The organism is Firmicutes bacterium HGW-Firmicutes-1, assembly GCA_002841625.1.
Taxonomy (GTDB): Bacteria; Bacillota; Clostridia; order Lachnospirales; family Vallitaleaceae; genus HGW-1.
The window spans coordinates 186,559-201,288 of sequence record PHAG01000001.1 but is presented as its reverse complement, the minus strand read 5'-3'; the positions used below and the strand labels follow the sequence as shown (position 1 = coordinate 201,288).

Here is a 14,730-nt window from a genome sequence, read left to right as displayed (position 1 = left end):
ATGTGGAGGAAAAGAAATGAAAGTTATCGCATTTAATGGAAGTCCGAATAAAGAAGGTAATACTTATCAAGCTATTCGTATATTAGGTCAAGAGTTAGAGAAAGAAGGCATTGAAATGGAAATCATCCATGTAGGGAATAAAGTAATCAGAGGATGTGTTGCATGTGGTCAATGTGCGAAAAACAACAATGAAAGATGTATTCAATCTGATGATGATGTGAATGAATGGATTCAAAAAATGAAAAAATCAGATGGAGTAATTTTAGGTTCACCAGTACATTATTCCTCAATTGGTGCAACTATGAAAGCCTTTTTGGATAGAGCGTTTTACGTTACTAGTGTTAATAATGGAATGTTAAGACATAAAGTAGGAGTTGCGGTTGTTGTTGCACGACGAGCGGGTGGAGTTCCAACGTTTCATCAGCTTAACAATTATATTAGCTATTCTGAGATGTTGATACCTACATCAAACTATTGGAATATTTTCTTCGGAACAAAATCTGAAGATATATTACAAGATGAAGAGGGGATTCAAACCCTTCGCGTGCTTGGTAAAAATATGGTATGGGCTATGCAACTAATCGAGCATGGAAAGAGCTCTGTGAAAGAGCCAGGAAGAGAGAAAAAGTCGTTTACAAACTTTATACGTTAAGGTAGTTTATTTCATTTTGTTGTTTTCATAAGAGGAAAGTGCCTGTCCCCTTTTCCCTTCCTTTTCACTTTCCCTTGTTCTTGATTAAATAATCCAATAGGTATAGATTCAAACATAATAAAATTAAATACGATTTTATATTGACAAAATAAAATGAAATGTTATACTTTATGTATGTGATAACCTTACATCAATAACTTAAAAGGAAGGAATATGTATAATGGAAAAAAGATTAAATGATAAAGTAGCAATTGTAACTGGAGGGGCTTCAGGTATTGGTGAAGCAGTAGCAAAAATATTTGCAAAGAATGGAGCTAAAGTGCTATTAGTCGATATTGATCAAGTGAATCTAGAAAGAGTTGCAGCAGAAATTATAGCAGATAACGGAACCTGCTTTTATGCAAATGCAGATGTATCAGATGAGCAACAAGTTATTAATTTTTTCAAGTTGGCAATGGATAAATGGGGTAAACTTGACTTGTTAGTAAATAGTGCTGGAAGAGATTCGTTATCACCACCTATCAGTTTAACAACTTTAGAAGAGTGGAACAAGACGCTTGGTCCAAATTTAACAGGTGTATTCTTATGTTGTAGAGAAGCATTCAGAATTATGGAAAAGCAAAAAACAGGTGGAAGATTAATAAATATGGGTTCATCTTCAACAAAAGTAGCATCTTGCCCAGGACATAGTCCATATCGAGCTTCTAAGCATGGGATGTTAGGATTAAGTAAGAATATATTACTTGAAGGAAAAGATAAAAACATAGGAGTTACTGTTATTAATCCTTCTCATGTAAAAACGCCAATGACACAAGTAATTGATTCAGGAATATATGATGGAGATCTTCCCGCCTATGTTGAAGGTTGGTTAGATGAAAAAGAGCTTAAAGAAGGTATTCATTCAAGTTGTATAGACGTTGAGAACGTTGCAGAAATTACACTTTATGTAGCAACAAGAACACCGGATGTTACAATTCCAACAGTTTCATTATATCCTACTCACAAAATACATAGATACGGTATGGAAGTATAAATAAATTCTGTATAATTTAATCACTAATTTGTATTGGAGGTAAGGTTTTGGGAAAATATATTATGGCTTTTGATTGTGGTACAACTGGAGTGAGAACCATACTCTTTGATAAAAGTGGGAATATTTCATCAATGGCATATGAAGATTTCGAGCAAATATACCCTAAACCAGGTTGGGTTGAGCATGATCCAATAGAAATATGGAATGCACAATTATCTACTGTTGAAAATGCGCTTAAGAATATAGGAGCATCTATAAATGATGTTGAAGCAATAGGGATAACCAATCAAAGAGAAACTACAGTAGTTTGGAATAAAAAAACTGGCAAGCCAGTGATGAATGCTATCGTTTGGCAAGATAGAAGAACGACAGGAATTTGTGAAGAACTAAAAGAAATGAAATTGGATGAGTATGTTAAGAAAAACACGGGTCTACTCATTGATGCTTATTTCTCTGGTACAAAGATCAAGTGGATACTTGATCATGTTGAAGGTGTCAGAGAAAAAGCAGAATTAGGTGATGTGATTTTTGGTACAATCGATACTTGGATTACTTGGAAGTTAACAGGTGGAAGTACACATGTTACGGATTATTCTAATGCTTCACGAACATTACTCTTTAACATAAACACACTTGAATGGGATGAAAAAATGCTTAGTGCATTAGATATCCCGAAATCCATGTTACCACAGGTGAAGTCATCGAGTGAAGTCTATAGCATGACCAATAAAGAGTCGTTTTTTAATGCTTCTATACCTGTTGCTGCTTTAATTGGTGATCAGCAAAGTGCATTATTTGGTCAAACCTGTTTCGAAGCAGGTATGACAAAAGCAACATATGGCACTGGGGGCTCATTGGTAATGAATACTGGAAGTGAGCCAATCGAGTCAAAATCAGGTTTATTAACTACGATAGCATGGGGAATTGACAAAAAAATAGATTATGCTTTAGAAGGTTTGTTGTATACGGTAGGATCATCAGTTCAATGGCTACGAGATGAAATGCAACTAATTGATAATGCAAAAGATTCGGAAATTTGTGCTAGAAAAGTGAAAGACACGAATGGTGTTTATGTAGTTCCAGCTTTTACAGGTCTCTCAGCACCTTATTGGGATCAATATGCAAGAGGAGCAATCTTAGGATTGACAAGAGGAGCGAACAAAAACCACATTATTAGAGCTACACTTGAATCAATTGCATATCAGATTCGTGACGTTATCGATTCGATGGAAAAGGATTCAGGAATCCCAACAGTTGAATTAAAAGTTGATGGAGGAGCATGTGTTAACGACTTTTTGATGGAGTTTCAAGCAGATATATTGAACGTAACAGTGATAAGGCCTAAAATTATTGAATCGACTGCAAGAGGTGCTGCTTTCTTAGCTGGACTAGCAACTGGTTTTTGGAAAGATAAAAATGATTTGATATGTTCTTTCGAGCTTGACAAAAAGTTCGAACCAAATCTTGATGAAGAAGGCAGAGAAGTGTTATATGCTGGTTGGAAAAGAGCAGTTGATAGAACGACTAATTGGATTGAACATTAGTTTATGAATTGTATGTAGTTTATTGTGATAGGTAACTTAAGATAACGCTTACTTTAGTTTAATCTAAGGAAGCGTTATCTTTCTTATGATTACATATTTATTCCCCGTATTTTATAGCAGTTGGTTTTTTGTTTAAAGATTCTAATAAATACGACAATAACGATGCGTTTATTCCATATGAAGTATTGAAATAACAATATAATTATGCAATAATACAATATATATACTACAAATAAATTGAGGTGTGGGCATGAAGAAGGTTAATAACGTTAAAAACGTAGAGGAAGATAGCGTATTAGTACGAATATATAGGCAAATGCCATATTTTAATCCAGCGCTAAAAAGAATCGGAGAATATGTTCTTAAACATCCCAATGAGAGCAAACTATTAACTACTAAGGAGCTTTCAACTGAATGTCAAGTCGCTGAATCGACAATAACACGTTTTGTTAAGGAGTTAAATTACAAAAGTTATCGAGATTTCAAATTTGCGCTTGTTGAAATACTTACATCAAGTGATAAAAACAATAAAAATGATAGTTCAGAGCAAAGCTATATTTATGAAGATATTATGAAAACTGATACAAGTGAAATTATATTTGAGAAGGTTATTCAACGAAATATTCAAACCCTTAAAGAAACAAAAGAAAGAGTGAATTTATCAGAAATTGACAAGGCGGTTTCTTTAATAAAAAATGCGGATACGATTATTTTTACTTGTATGGGTTCATCATCCATTGCTGCAATGGAGGGTGTTATGAGATTTACTAGAGCAGGTAAAAAGTGCATTTTAATTAGTGATGAGAGTATACAATTGATGTGTTCAGCGATTAGTACTGAAAGGGATGTTGTTATAGGAATTAGTAATTCTGGTAGAACCAAATCCGTTGTTAATTCGCTTAAAGTTGCTAAATTCAACAATACGCCAACTATTGCAATCACATCTTTCGAAGAGTCACCTATTACTAATTATGCAGATGTTTCTTTATTTACATCTACGAAGACATCAGATGAAGGCTCAGCACTATATTGGGAAGCAACTACATCCAAAACAGCACAAATCTTAATAGTTGATTTATTGTATGCTTGTTATGCCAGTGAAAAATTTGAAAGTACATTAGAGTATTTAGATAAAACCTATAAGGCCTTAAAGGATACAAGATAGAATTGCTATAAAATGCGAAAGGATTAAATGATATGGCAAATGAAAAAATATTCGTGGATGAACGAAAGCAACTTATAGTTGAGCTATTGAATAAAGAAATGAAAAAAACCGTTGCAGACCTCTGTGATCATTTTTCAGTCTCTCCAGCAACGATGCGTAGTGATCTTCGGGAATTAGAGACAATCGGGCTTTTGAAAAGAACGCATGGAGGAGCAATTAGTAATAAAAAAATGATCTATGAACCAAACTCATATGAAAAAGAGATTGAAAATATTGACATGAAGAAGCAAATTGCTTCGAAAGCAATCGATTATGTTCAAGATGATGATGTTATTATTTTAGATACGGGTAGTACAACCTATGAGCTAGCTAAACTCTTACCAACCAAAAAAAACTTAACTGTCATAACGTATGATTTTAAGATTGCAAATTATCTAGATGAAAATTCGGATGCTATAGTAATTTTTTTAGGCGGGCAGTTGAGAAGACATTTTCACTGTGTTATCGGCCCATTAGCGATTAGCTCAATAAAAGATCTGAATGCAGATAGAGCTTTCCTTGGCGCAAATGGAATTAGTGTATCAAAGGGATTGTCGACACCTAACTTGGAGTTAGCTACGATAAAAAAAGAAATAATTCGTATTAGTGATGAGGTTATTGTATTGTGTGATAGCACGAAGTTCGGTAAATCATCCTTTGCTAAGTTTTCTGAGGTTTTAGAATGTGATTTGATTATTACTGACGAAATGCTTGGTAATGAAAGTATTTCGAAATTTGCCGATGCTGGTGTTGATTTAGAAGTAAGCAAATAGAATGAGTCATCAAATTGAAATATAGAATAAGTCGTAGCCTGTAAGGTTGCGATTTTTTTTACTATGTGAAAGTTTAGAGATATTGATAGCTGTTTGAGACTGTCGATAAAAGCATTTTTTCTGATAGGTGTTTTCATTATTGGCAGTAAGTGTTCATTTTTCTGGCCTTACCCTTCGGCCGGTCAGGCGAAAAATGAACACTTACTGCCTTTCGTATTTATCTAGAAGAAAAAATGCTTTTATCTCTGTTTCGTTCATTGATAAATAAATTATCAACAACCTGAGACATCGAGAGATGTCCTTTTTTGTTTATAAGAAGCGAAGTGACAGAAAACAACAACAATACGATGTTAAACGATTACAAACGCTTGACAAATAACAGTCAACGATATATAATGAAAACAAATGACAGTAAACGCTTAACAATCAACAACTTGATACTGCTGTTGAAAGTTAAGCAACATGTAAATTGATTTACAGAGGAGAATTATTATGAAAGCAGCTGTTTATTATGGAATAGGTGATATACGTCCTGAGGAAATTGAAAAACCTAAAATTAGCAAAGATGAAATTTTGATTAAAGTGAAAGCCTGTGCGATATGCGGTACAGATATTCGAATTTATAAATTTGGGCATTTTAAAATTCCAAAGGGAGTAAAAAGGATTCTTGGTCATGAAATTTCAGGTGAAATAGTTGAAGTAGGATCTGATGTCAAAGACTACACAATTGGACAAAGGGTTGTTATTCCACCAAATGTTGGATGTGGTAAATGTGAAATGTGTAAACAAGGATTTAATCAGCTTTGTGCAAACTATGAGGCTTTTGGAATTAGTTGGGATGGTGGATTCGCAGAGTATATGAAAGTGCCTGGACATGCTATAAAGGTTGGAAATGTGATGCTTATCCCGGAAAATTTATCATATGATGAAGCAGCTTTATGTGAACCTTTATCATGTTGCTATAACAGTTATAAAGCACTGAACACAAAACCAGGGGATACAGTAGTTATTATTGGTGCAGGACCAATTGGTGTTCTTCACGCTATGATCAATAAAATTGCTGGAGCAACAAAGATTATAATGGTTGATATTATTGATAGCAGACTTGCAGAGGTTGAAGCGATGGGTGTAGCAGATCTCTTAGTTAATTCAATGAAAACAGACTTAAAAGAAGTAATGAACAAAGAAACGAAGGGCTTAGGCGCAGATGTTGTTATTACAGCCAATAGCGTACCAGCGATACAACAATTAGCATTAGAAATTGCAGCAGTCCATGGAAGAATTAGCTTCTTTGGTGGTATGCCTAAAGGAAAAGAAGAAGTGACTTTAAATACCAATTTGATTCACTATAAGGAGCTAATTGTTTTAGGTACAACTGGATCAAGTTTGCAAGATGTAGTTCATTCCATTTATATTGCTGCATCTGACAGAATGGATTTAAAACCAATAGTGACCAAGAAATTTACAATAGATGAATGCAATGCTGCATTTGAATATGCGGCCAGTGGTGAAGGGTTAAAAGCGTTGATAGTGAATGAATAATCATAAAGATATTTGAGGTGAAAAATATGTCCAAAATGAAAGCAGCAGTGCTCTATGCACCAGGTGACTTGAGATATGAAGAAGTAGAAAAACCAGAAGTGAAAAACAGTGATGATGTGCTTATTAAAGTCCACGAAGTAGGTATATGTGGATCAGATATTAGCAGAGTACTTCATACAGGTACATATACTTTTCCAACCATACCGGGTCATGAGTTCAGTGGAACGGTTGAATCAGTAGGAGAAGGTGTAAAAGAGATTAAACTTGGTGATAAAGTAGTTGTAGCTCCAATGCTACCTTGTATGGTTTGTGAAGCTTGTGTGAAAGGGCATTATGGTCAATGCGAAAGCTATGATTTTATCGGCTCTAGGAGAGATGGAGCGTTTGCAGAATATGTTGTTGCTCCAGAGAAGAATATTCTTAAATTGCCTTACAATGTATCAACGGAAGAAGGCGCATTGGTAGAGCCCGCAGCAGTAACGCTTCACGGCATGATTAATGTAAAAATAAACCCAGGTGATACGGTTGTTGTATTAGGTTGCGGGCCAATAGGTCAACTTGCGATTCAATTCTCTAAAATAATGGGAGCGACAAAGGTTATTGCCGTGGATATCTTAGATAAAAAGCTCGAGGAAGCGATTGCGATTGGTGCAGACATTTGTATCAATTCACTCTTAGGTGATCCAGTAGAAGCTATTAAAGAAATTACTACTGGAAAAGGTGCAAATGTAACGATTGAAACAGCAGGGTCGAATATTACGCAAGAGCAGGCTTTTAGAACTACTAGGGATTTAGGTCGTATTTTATTTCTTGGAACAGCACATAAAGATATTGTACTACCTCCTAAAACCTTTGAAAGAATTGTAAGAGGTGAAGTTCAAGTGTTCGGATCCTGGAATAGCTATTCAGCGCCTTTTCCAGGAGTTGAATGGAGAGCTACATTAGATTATATTTCTGCAGGAAAACTAAAGGTTAGTCAACTAATAACTCATAAATTCAACTTATCAGAGGCCCCAAAGGTATTTGAAAAACTCGGCGAGAGGGCAATAGAATTTAATAAGATTATTTTCGTGAACAATTAAATTATTTTATAGGAGGATGAAAGCAATGATTAAAAAACCATTTGTTTCAAGTTTTGATTTAAAGACAGGAGGTACGAATGAAAAGGTAACAGAAAGGTACTTATCAAACATGAAGGGTATGTTTGCGGATGAAAAGGCCTTTGAGAATATTTTGAAAGATAAAGATCCGAAGATTTATGACTTTACCGAAATGGGCTTTGAGGAAGTAAAAGAAGATCTATTATATGGAACAAGTATTACATATCCGGGTAAAGTAGGCAATGAATACTTTATGACCAAAGGTCACTTTCACACAATTCTAGAAACTGCAGAGGTATATTACTGTATTAGTGGTGAAGGATATATGCTTATGGAAACACCTGAGGGTGAATGGCAGGCAGACAAATTAGAAGCTGGTAAAGCAGTGTATGTTCCAGCAAGATGGGCACATAGAAGCATTAATTCAGGAAAAACACCATTGGTTACATTTTTTTGTTTTAGAGCTGATGCGGGTCATGATTATGGAACAATTGAGTCAAAAGGCTTTAGAAAGCTCATTGTTGAAAAAGATGGTAAACCTGAAATCATAGATAATCCTAAGTGGAAAGCATAGTAAAGGAGCGTTATTATGGCGTATAAAATACTGATAACACCTCGCTCTTTTAGCCAGAGCAGTGAAGTAGCAAGGCAAATGCTTCTTGATAAGGGCTATGAATTGTTAAATAATCCTTATGATAGAATTATGTCAAAAGAAGAAATGAAAGAATTAATCAAAGATGTAGATGGTGTTATTCTTGGTGTTGACCCATTTGACAAAGAGATTATTCAAGCTGCAGAAAAGCTGAAAGTCATATCAAGATATGGTGTGGGATTAGATAACATTGATATTGATTATGCCAAGCAGCTGGATATACCAGTTTTAAGGACTGTTGGAGCAAACTCTGATGCAGTTGCAGATTATGCATTTGGTTTAATGCTAGATTTGACAAGAAAGATTACCTTTATTGATAAAGAGTGCAGAAAGGGTAATTGGAAAAAAATAAAGACCTCTGAGATGAACAATAAAATCATTGGAATCATAGGACTTGGTGCAATTGGTAAAGGTGTTGCAAAAAGAGCGTTGGGTTTTGATATGAATGTCTTGGCTTTTGATTTATTTAAAGATGATGATTATGCGAAAGCGAATCATGTGAAGTATACAGATTTAGAGACTATATATAAAACTGCAGATTTTATATCCATACATTTACCGCTTAATGAGGATACACATCATATGATTGATTATAAAGAATTTGAAATGATGAAAAAAACAACTATCCTTGTTAATACTGCACGTGGAGGTATTGTAAATGAAGATGCGCTTTACGATGCTTTGAAAAATCATAAAATCATGGCAGCAGGTGTGGATGTATTTGAAACGGAACCACCAAAGAATCTAATGTTAATGGAACTTGATAATTTGATAGTTGGAGCACATTGTGCAGCTTCTTCAAATGAAGCTATTGATAATATGAGCTTGATGGCTGCGCAAAACTTGATTAAAGCATTAGCTTAAGGAGAGAAAATGGATAAGGAAAGAGTTATTCAAAGAATTTCAGAAGTAGGATTGGTAGCGGTAGTAAGAGCGGACTCCGCAGATCAAGCTAAAAAAATTACAAAAGCTTGTATAGATGGTGGTGTGGCTGCAATAGAAATCACTTACACAGTTCCAGGAGCTAGTGAAATTATTGCTGAACTTTCTAAAACCTATACGGAAGATGAAATTATTTTAGGTGCTGGCACAGTATTGGATCCTGAAACTGCAAGAATTGCTATTTTAAGTGGTGCCCAATATATCGTTAGCTCAAGTTTTAATAAAGAGACTGCCAAATTATGTAATAGATATAGAGTTCCATATATGCCAGGATGTATGACGATGAAAGAAATTGTTGAAGCGATGGAATATGGAGCAGATATTATTAAAGCATTTCCTGGGGATATTCTTGGTGTGCAATTTATAAAATCCGTAAAAGGACCAATGCCGCAGGTTAAAATGATGCCAACGGGTGGTGTTGAAGTAGATAATATTAAAGATTGGATAGAAGCAGGCGTAGTAGCATGTGGTGCAGGAAGTAGTTTAACAGCTGGAGCAAAAACAGGAAATTATGAAGAGATTACTAAGACGGCTAAGCTATTTATTGAAAGGATAAAAGAAGCAAGAGGAGCTTTAAAGTTGAAATGATTATACGAACTGTATTAGGTGATCTGGAAGCTAATTGCCTTGATTATTGCCAATGCCATGAACATTTATTTATCCTTAGTAGACAATCTAAGTTGATTAACCCTCTATTATGTATTGATAGTTATGATAAAACCTATGAAGAAGTAAGAGATTATCATAATAATGGAGGAAACTGGATTGTTGATGCACAACCGGTAGGATGTGGTAGAGATAGTAAGAAACTGGAAAGGCTTTCTCAAGCGACAGGTGTTCATATCATTGCATCAACAGGCTTTCATAAATTGATTTTCTATGGAAAGAATCATTGGATACATAATATATCAAAAAGCGGTTTTGCTGAGTTAATGTTAAGTGAAATCAATACGGGTATGTATGAAAATTCTGAAGTTGAGTTTTCATCACTTCAAACTACAAGTAGAGCAGGAATGATTAAGACGGCTATTGATGAAAAGGGAATAGATAGCAGGTATGAGAAACTATTATCTGCGGCAGCAGAAGTTTCCATTAAAACAGGTACCCCAATCCAATGTCATATTGAAAACGCAGAAACAGCAGATGAATTGATTTCCTATTTAAAAGACTGTGGTGTAAAAGCAAATCATATCATATTAGCACATATGGATCGCTGTATTGATCATAAGCAATATGCAATCAATGCCTTAAAGCAAGGTGTTTATCTACAATGTGATACAATTGCACGCTATAAGTATCACAGCAATGAAGCAGAAGCTAAATGGTTGGGAGATTTATGTGAATTAGGCTATGACAAACAGATATTGCTAGGGCTTGATACTACCAGAGCTAGAATGAAGTCGTATGGTGGCAAGGTTGGACTAAGCTTTATACTGTTAGAATTCAGTGATATTTTAAAAGAGAATGGGATAAATGAAGAAACAATAAAACAATTTGTAAGATACAATCCACAAAATGCACTAAGTATTAAATCAGAAGGAGAATAATGATGAGTGTAATTTTACCAGCAAAAGCAACACAACCAACGTTTTATTTTATTGGTGTAACAACATTGAAGTCTTCGATTATGACAGTTTTTCCAAGATGGGCAAAAGAAGCCTTAGGATTAAATAATGCAATCATTAAAGGCATAGATATTGATATTCATGCAGAGAAAGAAGACTACCGTCATGTAGTAAGTTTCATTAAAAATGATGAGTTATCATTAGGAGCTTTGGTAACAACGCATAAACTGGATTTATTTGAAGCATGTGAAGATATGTTTGATTATCTCGATTCTCATGCAATAAGGTTTAGAGAGTTGTCTTGTATTTCTAAAAGAGGTGACCAACTACGTGGACATGCAAAAGATCCAATTTCCAGTGGATTAGCATTGGAAGCATTTATACCCAAAGGATTTTGGTCTAAAAATAATGGAGAGGTTTTCATAATGGGTGCTGGTGGTAGTGCTTTGGCTATAAGTTCACATTTAACTCAAGCAAAATTTGGGGATGATGTTCCAACGAAAATAGTTATTGCAAACAGAAGCCTTCCAAGACTAAAAGAGGCAGAAGAAAAGCTTAAAGGTATTCATGATAAAGTGGTTTTTGAATTTGTACAAGGGGTTACTCCGGAAGACAATGATAGATTACTAAGTCGAATCAAACCTTATTCATTGGTTATTAATGCCACAGGATTGGGCAAAGATAGACCGGGATCACCTCTAAGTGATCAAGTTGTTTTTCCTCATCATAGTTTAGTTTGGGAGTTAAATTATCGTGGTGATTTAATTTTTATGTATCAAGCTCAGAAACAGAATGCGCAAAAGCAATTGTATGTTGAAGATGGATGGATTTACTTTATTCATGGATGGACACAAGTAATTGCTGAAGTGTTTGATGTTAATATTACTGGAGATATTCTCAAACATTGTGAGAAGATTGCATATGAAATGAGAGGATAGATTAAGAATCAATTATTGTAAAAGAGCCAAATCATTATTTGAAATGGCTCTTTTATATTGATTAAAAATTATTTAGCAATATGGCTAATATGTGAAAAATATGCTTCTGACCATTTTTGAAGTGAATCTAATATAGGGAAGAGGTCATTGCCCATTTTGGTTAATTGAAATTCTACTCTTGGTGGTACTTCAGGGAAAATAATTTTTTTAATCAGCCCATCTTGCTCTAATTGTTTTAATGTCTCATTTAGTACCTTTTGACTTACACCAACAGTTATTCTTTGAAGTTCCAAAAATCTTTTTGGACCATCATTTAAATGGCATAAAATGACGGCTTTCCATTTGCCACGTATGAAATCAATACCTAAATCTAAGTGACATACATATTTATGTGAATTATATTCAATCATATATTACACCTTCCTAACGAGACAATGGTTTACAGTTATAGCAATTATAGCACAGTATACCGTAATATTAATAGGATGAAAATAAATATGTTAAAGATTCACATAAAAGAATACTTGGTGTTTTTGAAAAACATTGTTGAATAGAATTCTAACCTAAAGGTTAGTTACCTAACAAATAAGTAAGTACTTGACTAAAGTTAGGTATAATATATAATAAGGGTATAGAATAAAATACTATTTTATGTATCATATATAAAATAGAATTTCAAGAAAGCAACTCAGTAAAAAAATAAGTTGGAATTCAAATGGAGGTTGTAATATGGAAACGGATCTAAAAGGTAAAAAGGTGGTAGTGACTGGTTCAACAGATGGTATTGGGCTTGCAATAGTAGAGGCTTTTCTAAAAGAAGGATCAAACGTAATTATCAATAGTCGTTCAAAAGAAAAGGTAGAAAAAGCTGTAAGTGAAATGCAAAAAAAATATCCTCAAACAGTAGTCAAAGGAATTGCAGCAGATGTAGGAACATTAGATGGAGCAGAGCTACTTTACATGGAATCTATCAAAGACGGTGATATTGATATTCTTGTTAATAATGTTGGAATCTACGGGGTTGTTCCTTTCGCAGAGCTAACAGATGAAATTTGGATGAATATATATAGTGTCAATGTACTTAGTATCGTAAGATTAGCAAGGTTATTACTACCAAATATGTTGAAACGAAATTCTGGGAAAATAATTAATATTGGTAGTGAAGCTGGTATTAGAGCGAATAAGGATATGGCCCATTATTCAGCTTCTAAAGCGGCAGGTTTATCATTAACTAAGTCATTAGCGGAAATGACTAAGGGAACCAAGGTTACTGTAAACAGTATTTTACCATCAGCAACGATGACGCCTGGGGTAAAAGATTATCTTGAAACAATTGCGAAAAGAGATGGTTTGACTTTAGAAGAAGCAAAAGTAGAATATTTTGCGAATGGGACTGATTCACCATCATTACTTCAAAGATTTTTAACTCCGGAAGAAGTTGCAATGACTGTTATTTTTACAGCTGCTAATGATGGAATCAACGGAAGTAATATCTTAATGGATGCAGGTATTATTAAACATATTTAGTGCATCATTGAATAAGGTAAGGAAAATGAAACCAGTCAAATCATATAAAACTATATGTTTTGATAGATTAAAAAATTTAAGGAGGAAGAAATGAAAAAATCAAATTTATTTCAAAAAATGATCGCATTTACGTTATTAGTTGTATTCTTTTCACTAACCTTTACAGGGTGTAAAAACGACAAAGAAACTGCAGTGACTTCATCGGATTCAAAGGCGGGGGATTCTACAGCAGTGAAAGAAAAAAGAGTTTATTACTTTGTAGCTGGTTTTCAAGGTCATCCTTATTTAATTGATGCACATAAGGGATTTGAATATGCTGCAGAAATGTTTGATGTGGAAATAGTAAGAATGGGACCTGATGGGTTCGATAGCAAAGCTACTTCTGAAGCAATGGAACAAGCAATTGCTAAAAAACCTGATGGAATTATAACAATGCTGTGGGATTCTGCTCAAGTACCAGCTATTCAAAGAGCTATGGCTGATGGAATTCCAGTTATTGCAACTACGTCAAATGTACCAGATTCAGGTGTAATGACATACATAGGATTAGATAATTATCAATGTGGGATTGATACTGCAAAGGAACTCATTAATCAAGCAGGTGATACAGGTAAGTTAGTGGCTTTAGGAAATTGGGGTGCGTCAAACACGGATGATAAATTTAGAGGTTTGATGGATGGCTTAAAAGGGACTAAATGGGAATTATTAAGTAAGGTAGATGACAAAGCAAATACAGAAACTGCTATAGAAGCTGCAAAGTCAGCATTTAACAATTATGAAGATTTAACAGCAATTGTAGGACTTGATTCAAGTTCAGGAACAGGTATCGGTATTGCAATGGAAGAACTTAAGATAGATCCGAAAAATGTAGCAGTAGTCGTTCATGATAGAGAAGTTGGAACAATTGAATATATCCAAAAAGGATTGATTAGATCAACAATTATCAACAAGACAGCTACTGACTCTTATATGGCAATTTTACTATTAGAAGCATATAACGATCAAACAATTGGATTATCAAATGTACCGGTTTCAAGAGACAATAAAGCGGCTGGAATTAACATTGTGCCAGAAACGATATATGAACATACGGTAGTTATAAATCAACAGAATGTAGAAGAGTTTTTATATGAGAATCTTCCAGAATTTCCTAAAGGAAAAGAGCTTTACAATTAGAGAGTAATAAAATCAAGAAGGCTGTAGGAGTGTTCAGCCTTCTTTTCATTTTCTTTTTATCTTTAATTCAATGAAAAGGATA

At 34.3% G+C, this 14,730-nt stretch carries 15 protein-coding genes; 14 read left to right on the top strand and 1 reads right to left on the bottom strand.

Translation table 11 applies throughout. The annotated features are described in order from the left end of the window. Nucleotides 1–16: 16 nt before the first annotated feature. The 12 genes from CVU84_00935 to CVU84_00880 all read left to right on the top strand — a co-directional run bounded on the left by CVU84_00935 (nt 17) and on the right by CVU84_00880 (nt 11,945). Nucleotides 17–652, top strand: a complete 636-nt coding sequence (locus CVU84_00935) for a flavodoxin family protein (GenBank protein ID PKM96312.1) — start codon at nt 17–19, stop codon at nt 650–652. A gap of 220 nt (nt 653–872) precedes the next feature. Then, nucleotides 873–1,685, top strand: a complete 813-nt coding sequence (locus tag CVU84_00930) for a short-chain dehydrogenase (protein ID PKM96311.1) — start codon at nt 873–875, stop codon at nt 1,683–1,685. Between the two features lie 62 nt (nt 1,686–1,747). Then, nucleotides 1,748–3,229, top strand: coding sequence for a glycerol kinase (gene glpK / locus CVU84_00925; protein PKM96501.1), 1,482 nt, complete (start codon nt 1,748–1,750; stop codon nt 3,227–3,229). Nucleotides 3,230–3,479: 250 nt separating this feature from the next. Beyond that, entirely contained in the window at nt 3,480–4,394 is a 915-nt protein-coding gene (locus CVU84_00920) for a MurR/RpiR family transcriptional regulator (protein ID PKM96310.1), read from the top strand. A 32-nt stretch (nt 4,395–4,426) separates the two neighbouring features. Continuing rightward, on the top strand, nt 4,427–5,206 hold the full coding sequence (locus CVU84_00915) for a DeoR/GlpR transcriptional regulator (protein ID PKM96309.1): 780 nt from the start codon (nt 4,427–4,429) through the stop codon (nt 5,204–5,206). 492 nt (nt 5,207–5,698) lie between these two features. After that, a complete protein-coding gene (locus CVU84_00910) occupies nt 5,699–6,748 on the top strand; it encodes an alcohol dehydrogenase (GenBank protein PKM96308.1) in 1,050 nt (349 codons plus the stop codon). A gap of 26 nt (nt 6,749–6,774) precedes the next feature. After that, nucleotides 6,775–7,830: a galactitol-1-phosphate 5-dehydrogenase gene (locus CVU84_00905; protein PKM96307.1), complete on the top strand. Its 1,056-nt coding sequence runs from the start codon at nt 6,775–6,777 to the stop codon at nt 7,828–7,830. Between the two features lie 25 nt (nt 7,831–7,855). Continuing rightward, a complete protein-coding gene (locus CVU84_00900; GenBank protein PKM96306.1) occupies nt 7,856–8,422 on the top strand; it encodes a glucose-6-phosphate isomerase in 567 nt (188 codons plus the stop codon). Between the two features lie 15 nt (nt 8,423–8,437). Then, nucleotides 8,438–9,364, top strand: a complete 927-nt coding sequence (locus CVU84_00895) for a hydroxyacid dehydrogenase (GenBank protein PKM96305.1) — start codon at nt 8,438–8,440, stop codon at nt 9,362–9,364. A gap of 9 nt (nt 9,365–9,373) precedes the next feature. Further along, the gene (locus tag CVU84_00890) at nt 9,374–10,030 is read left to right on the top strand and encodes a bifunctional 2-keto-4-hydroxyglutarate aldolase/2-keto-3-deoxy-6-phosphogluconate aldolase (GenBank protein PKM96304.1); all 657 of its coding nucleotides are present in this window, start codon (nt 9,374–9,376) and stop codon (nt 10,028–10,030) included. Further along, complete coding sequence (locus tag CVU84_00885) at nt 10,027–10,989, top strand: hypothetical protein (protein PKM96303.1); 963 nt, start codon at nt 10,027–10,029, stop codon at nt 10,987–10,989. The genes CVU84_00890 and CVU84_00885 overlap by 4 nt, the downstream gene beginning before the upstream one ends. Before the next feature lie 2 nt (nt 10,990–10,991). After that, on the top strand, nt 10,992–11,945 hold the full coding sequence (locus CVU84_00880; protein PKM96302.1) for a shikimate dehydrogenase: 954 nt from the start codon (nt 10,992–10,994) through the stop codon (nt 11,943–11,945). A gap of 68 nt (nt 11,946–12,013) precedes the next feature. On the opposite strand, the gene CVU84_00875 is transcribed toward CVU84_00880, so the two are convergent. Beyond that, the gene (locus CVU84_00875; GenBank protein ID PKM96301.1) at nt 12,014–12,355 is read right to left on the bottom strand and encodes a transcriptional regulator; all 342 of its coding nucleotides are present in this window, start codon (nt 12,353–12,355) and stop codon (nt 12,014–12,016) included. Between the two features lie 319 nt (nt 12,356–12,674). Between CVU84_00875 and CVU84_00870 the strand changes: the two genes are divergently transcribed. Both CVU84_00870 and CVU84_00865 read left to right on the top strand, forming a co-directional pair. Then, complete coding sequence (locus CVU84_00870; GenBank protein PKM96300.1) at nt 12,675–13,472, top strand: hypothetical protein; 798 nt, start codon at nt 12,675–12,677, stop codon at nt 13,470–13,472. A 90-nt stretch (nt 13,473–13,562) separates the two neighbouring features. Beyond that, nucleotides 13,563–14,648, top strand: coding sequence for a hypothetical protein (locus CVU84_00865; protein PKM96299.1), 1,086 nt, complete (start codon nt 13,563–13,565; stop codon nt 14,646–14,648). Nucleotides 14,649–14,730: the final 82 nt, after the last annotated feature.

Excerpts from the sequence above, each read along its gene's own strand:
- CVU84_00935 (PKM96312.1), top strand. The coding sequence starts at position 17 with ATGAAAGTTATCGCATTTAATGGAAGTCCGAATAAAGAAGGTAATACT.
- CVU84_00930 (PKM96311.1), top strand. The coding sequence starts at position 873 with ATGGAAAAAAGATTAAATGATAAAGTAGCAATTGTAACTGGAGGGGCT.
- glpK (PKM96501.1), top strand. The coding sequence starts at position 1,748 with ATGGCTTTTGATTGTGGTACAACTGGAGTGAGAACCATACTCTTTGAT.
- CVU84_00920 (PKM96310.1), top strand. The coding sequence starts at position 3,480 with ATGAAGAAGGTTAATAACGTTAAAAACGTAGAGGAAGATAGCGTATTA.
- CVU84_00915 (PKM96309.1), top strand. The coding sequence starts at position 4,427 with ATGGCAAATGAAAAAATATTCGTGGATGAACGAAAGCAACTTATAGTT.
- CVU84_00910 (PKM96308.1), top strand. The coding sequence starts at position 5,699 with ATGAAAGCAGCTGTTTATTATGGAATAGGTGATATACGTCCTGAGGAA.
- CVU84_00905 (PKM96307.1), top strand. The coding sequence starts at position 6,775 with ATGTCCAAAATGAAAGCAGCAGTGCTCTATGCACCAGGTGACTTGAGA.
- CVU84_00900 (PKM96306.1), top strand. The coding sequence starts at position 7,856 with ATGATTAAAAAACCATTTGTTTCAAGTTTTGATTTAAAGACAGGAGGT.
- CVU84_00895 (PKM96305.1), top strand. The coding sequence starts at position 8,438 with ATGGCGTATAAAATACTGATAACACCTCGCTCTTTTAGCCAGAGCAGT.
- CVU84_00890 (PKM96304.1), top strand. The coding sequence starts at position 9,374 with ATGGATAAGGAAAGAGTTATTCAAAGAATTTCAGAAGTAGGATTGGTA.
- CVU84_00885 (PKM96303.1), top strand. The coding sequence starts at position 10,027 with ATGATTATACGAACTGTATTAGGTGATCTGGAAGCTAATTGCCTTGAT.
- CVU84_00880 (PKM96302.1), top strand. The coding sequence starts at position 10,992 with ATGAGTGTAATTTTACCAGCAAAAGCAACACAACCAACGTTTTATTTT.
- CVU84_00875 (PKM96301.1), bottom strand. The coding sequence starts at position 12,355 with ATGATTGAATATAATTCACATAAATATGTATGTCACTTAGATTTAGGT.
- CVU84_00870 (PKM96300.1), top strand. The coding sequence starts at position 12,675 with ATGGAAACGGATCTAAAAGGTAAAAAGGTGGTAGTGACTGGTTCAACA.
- CVU84_00865 (PKM96299.1), top strand. The coding sequence starts at position 13,563 with ATGAAAAAATCAAATTTATTTCAAAAAATGATCGCATTTACGTTATTA.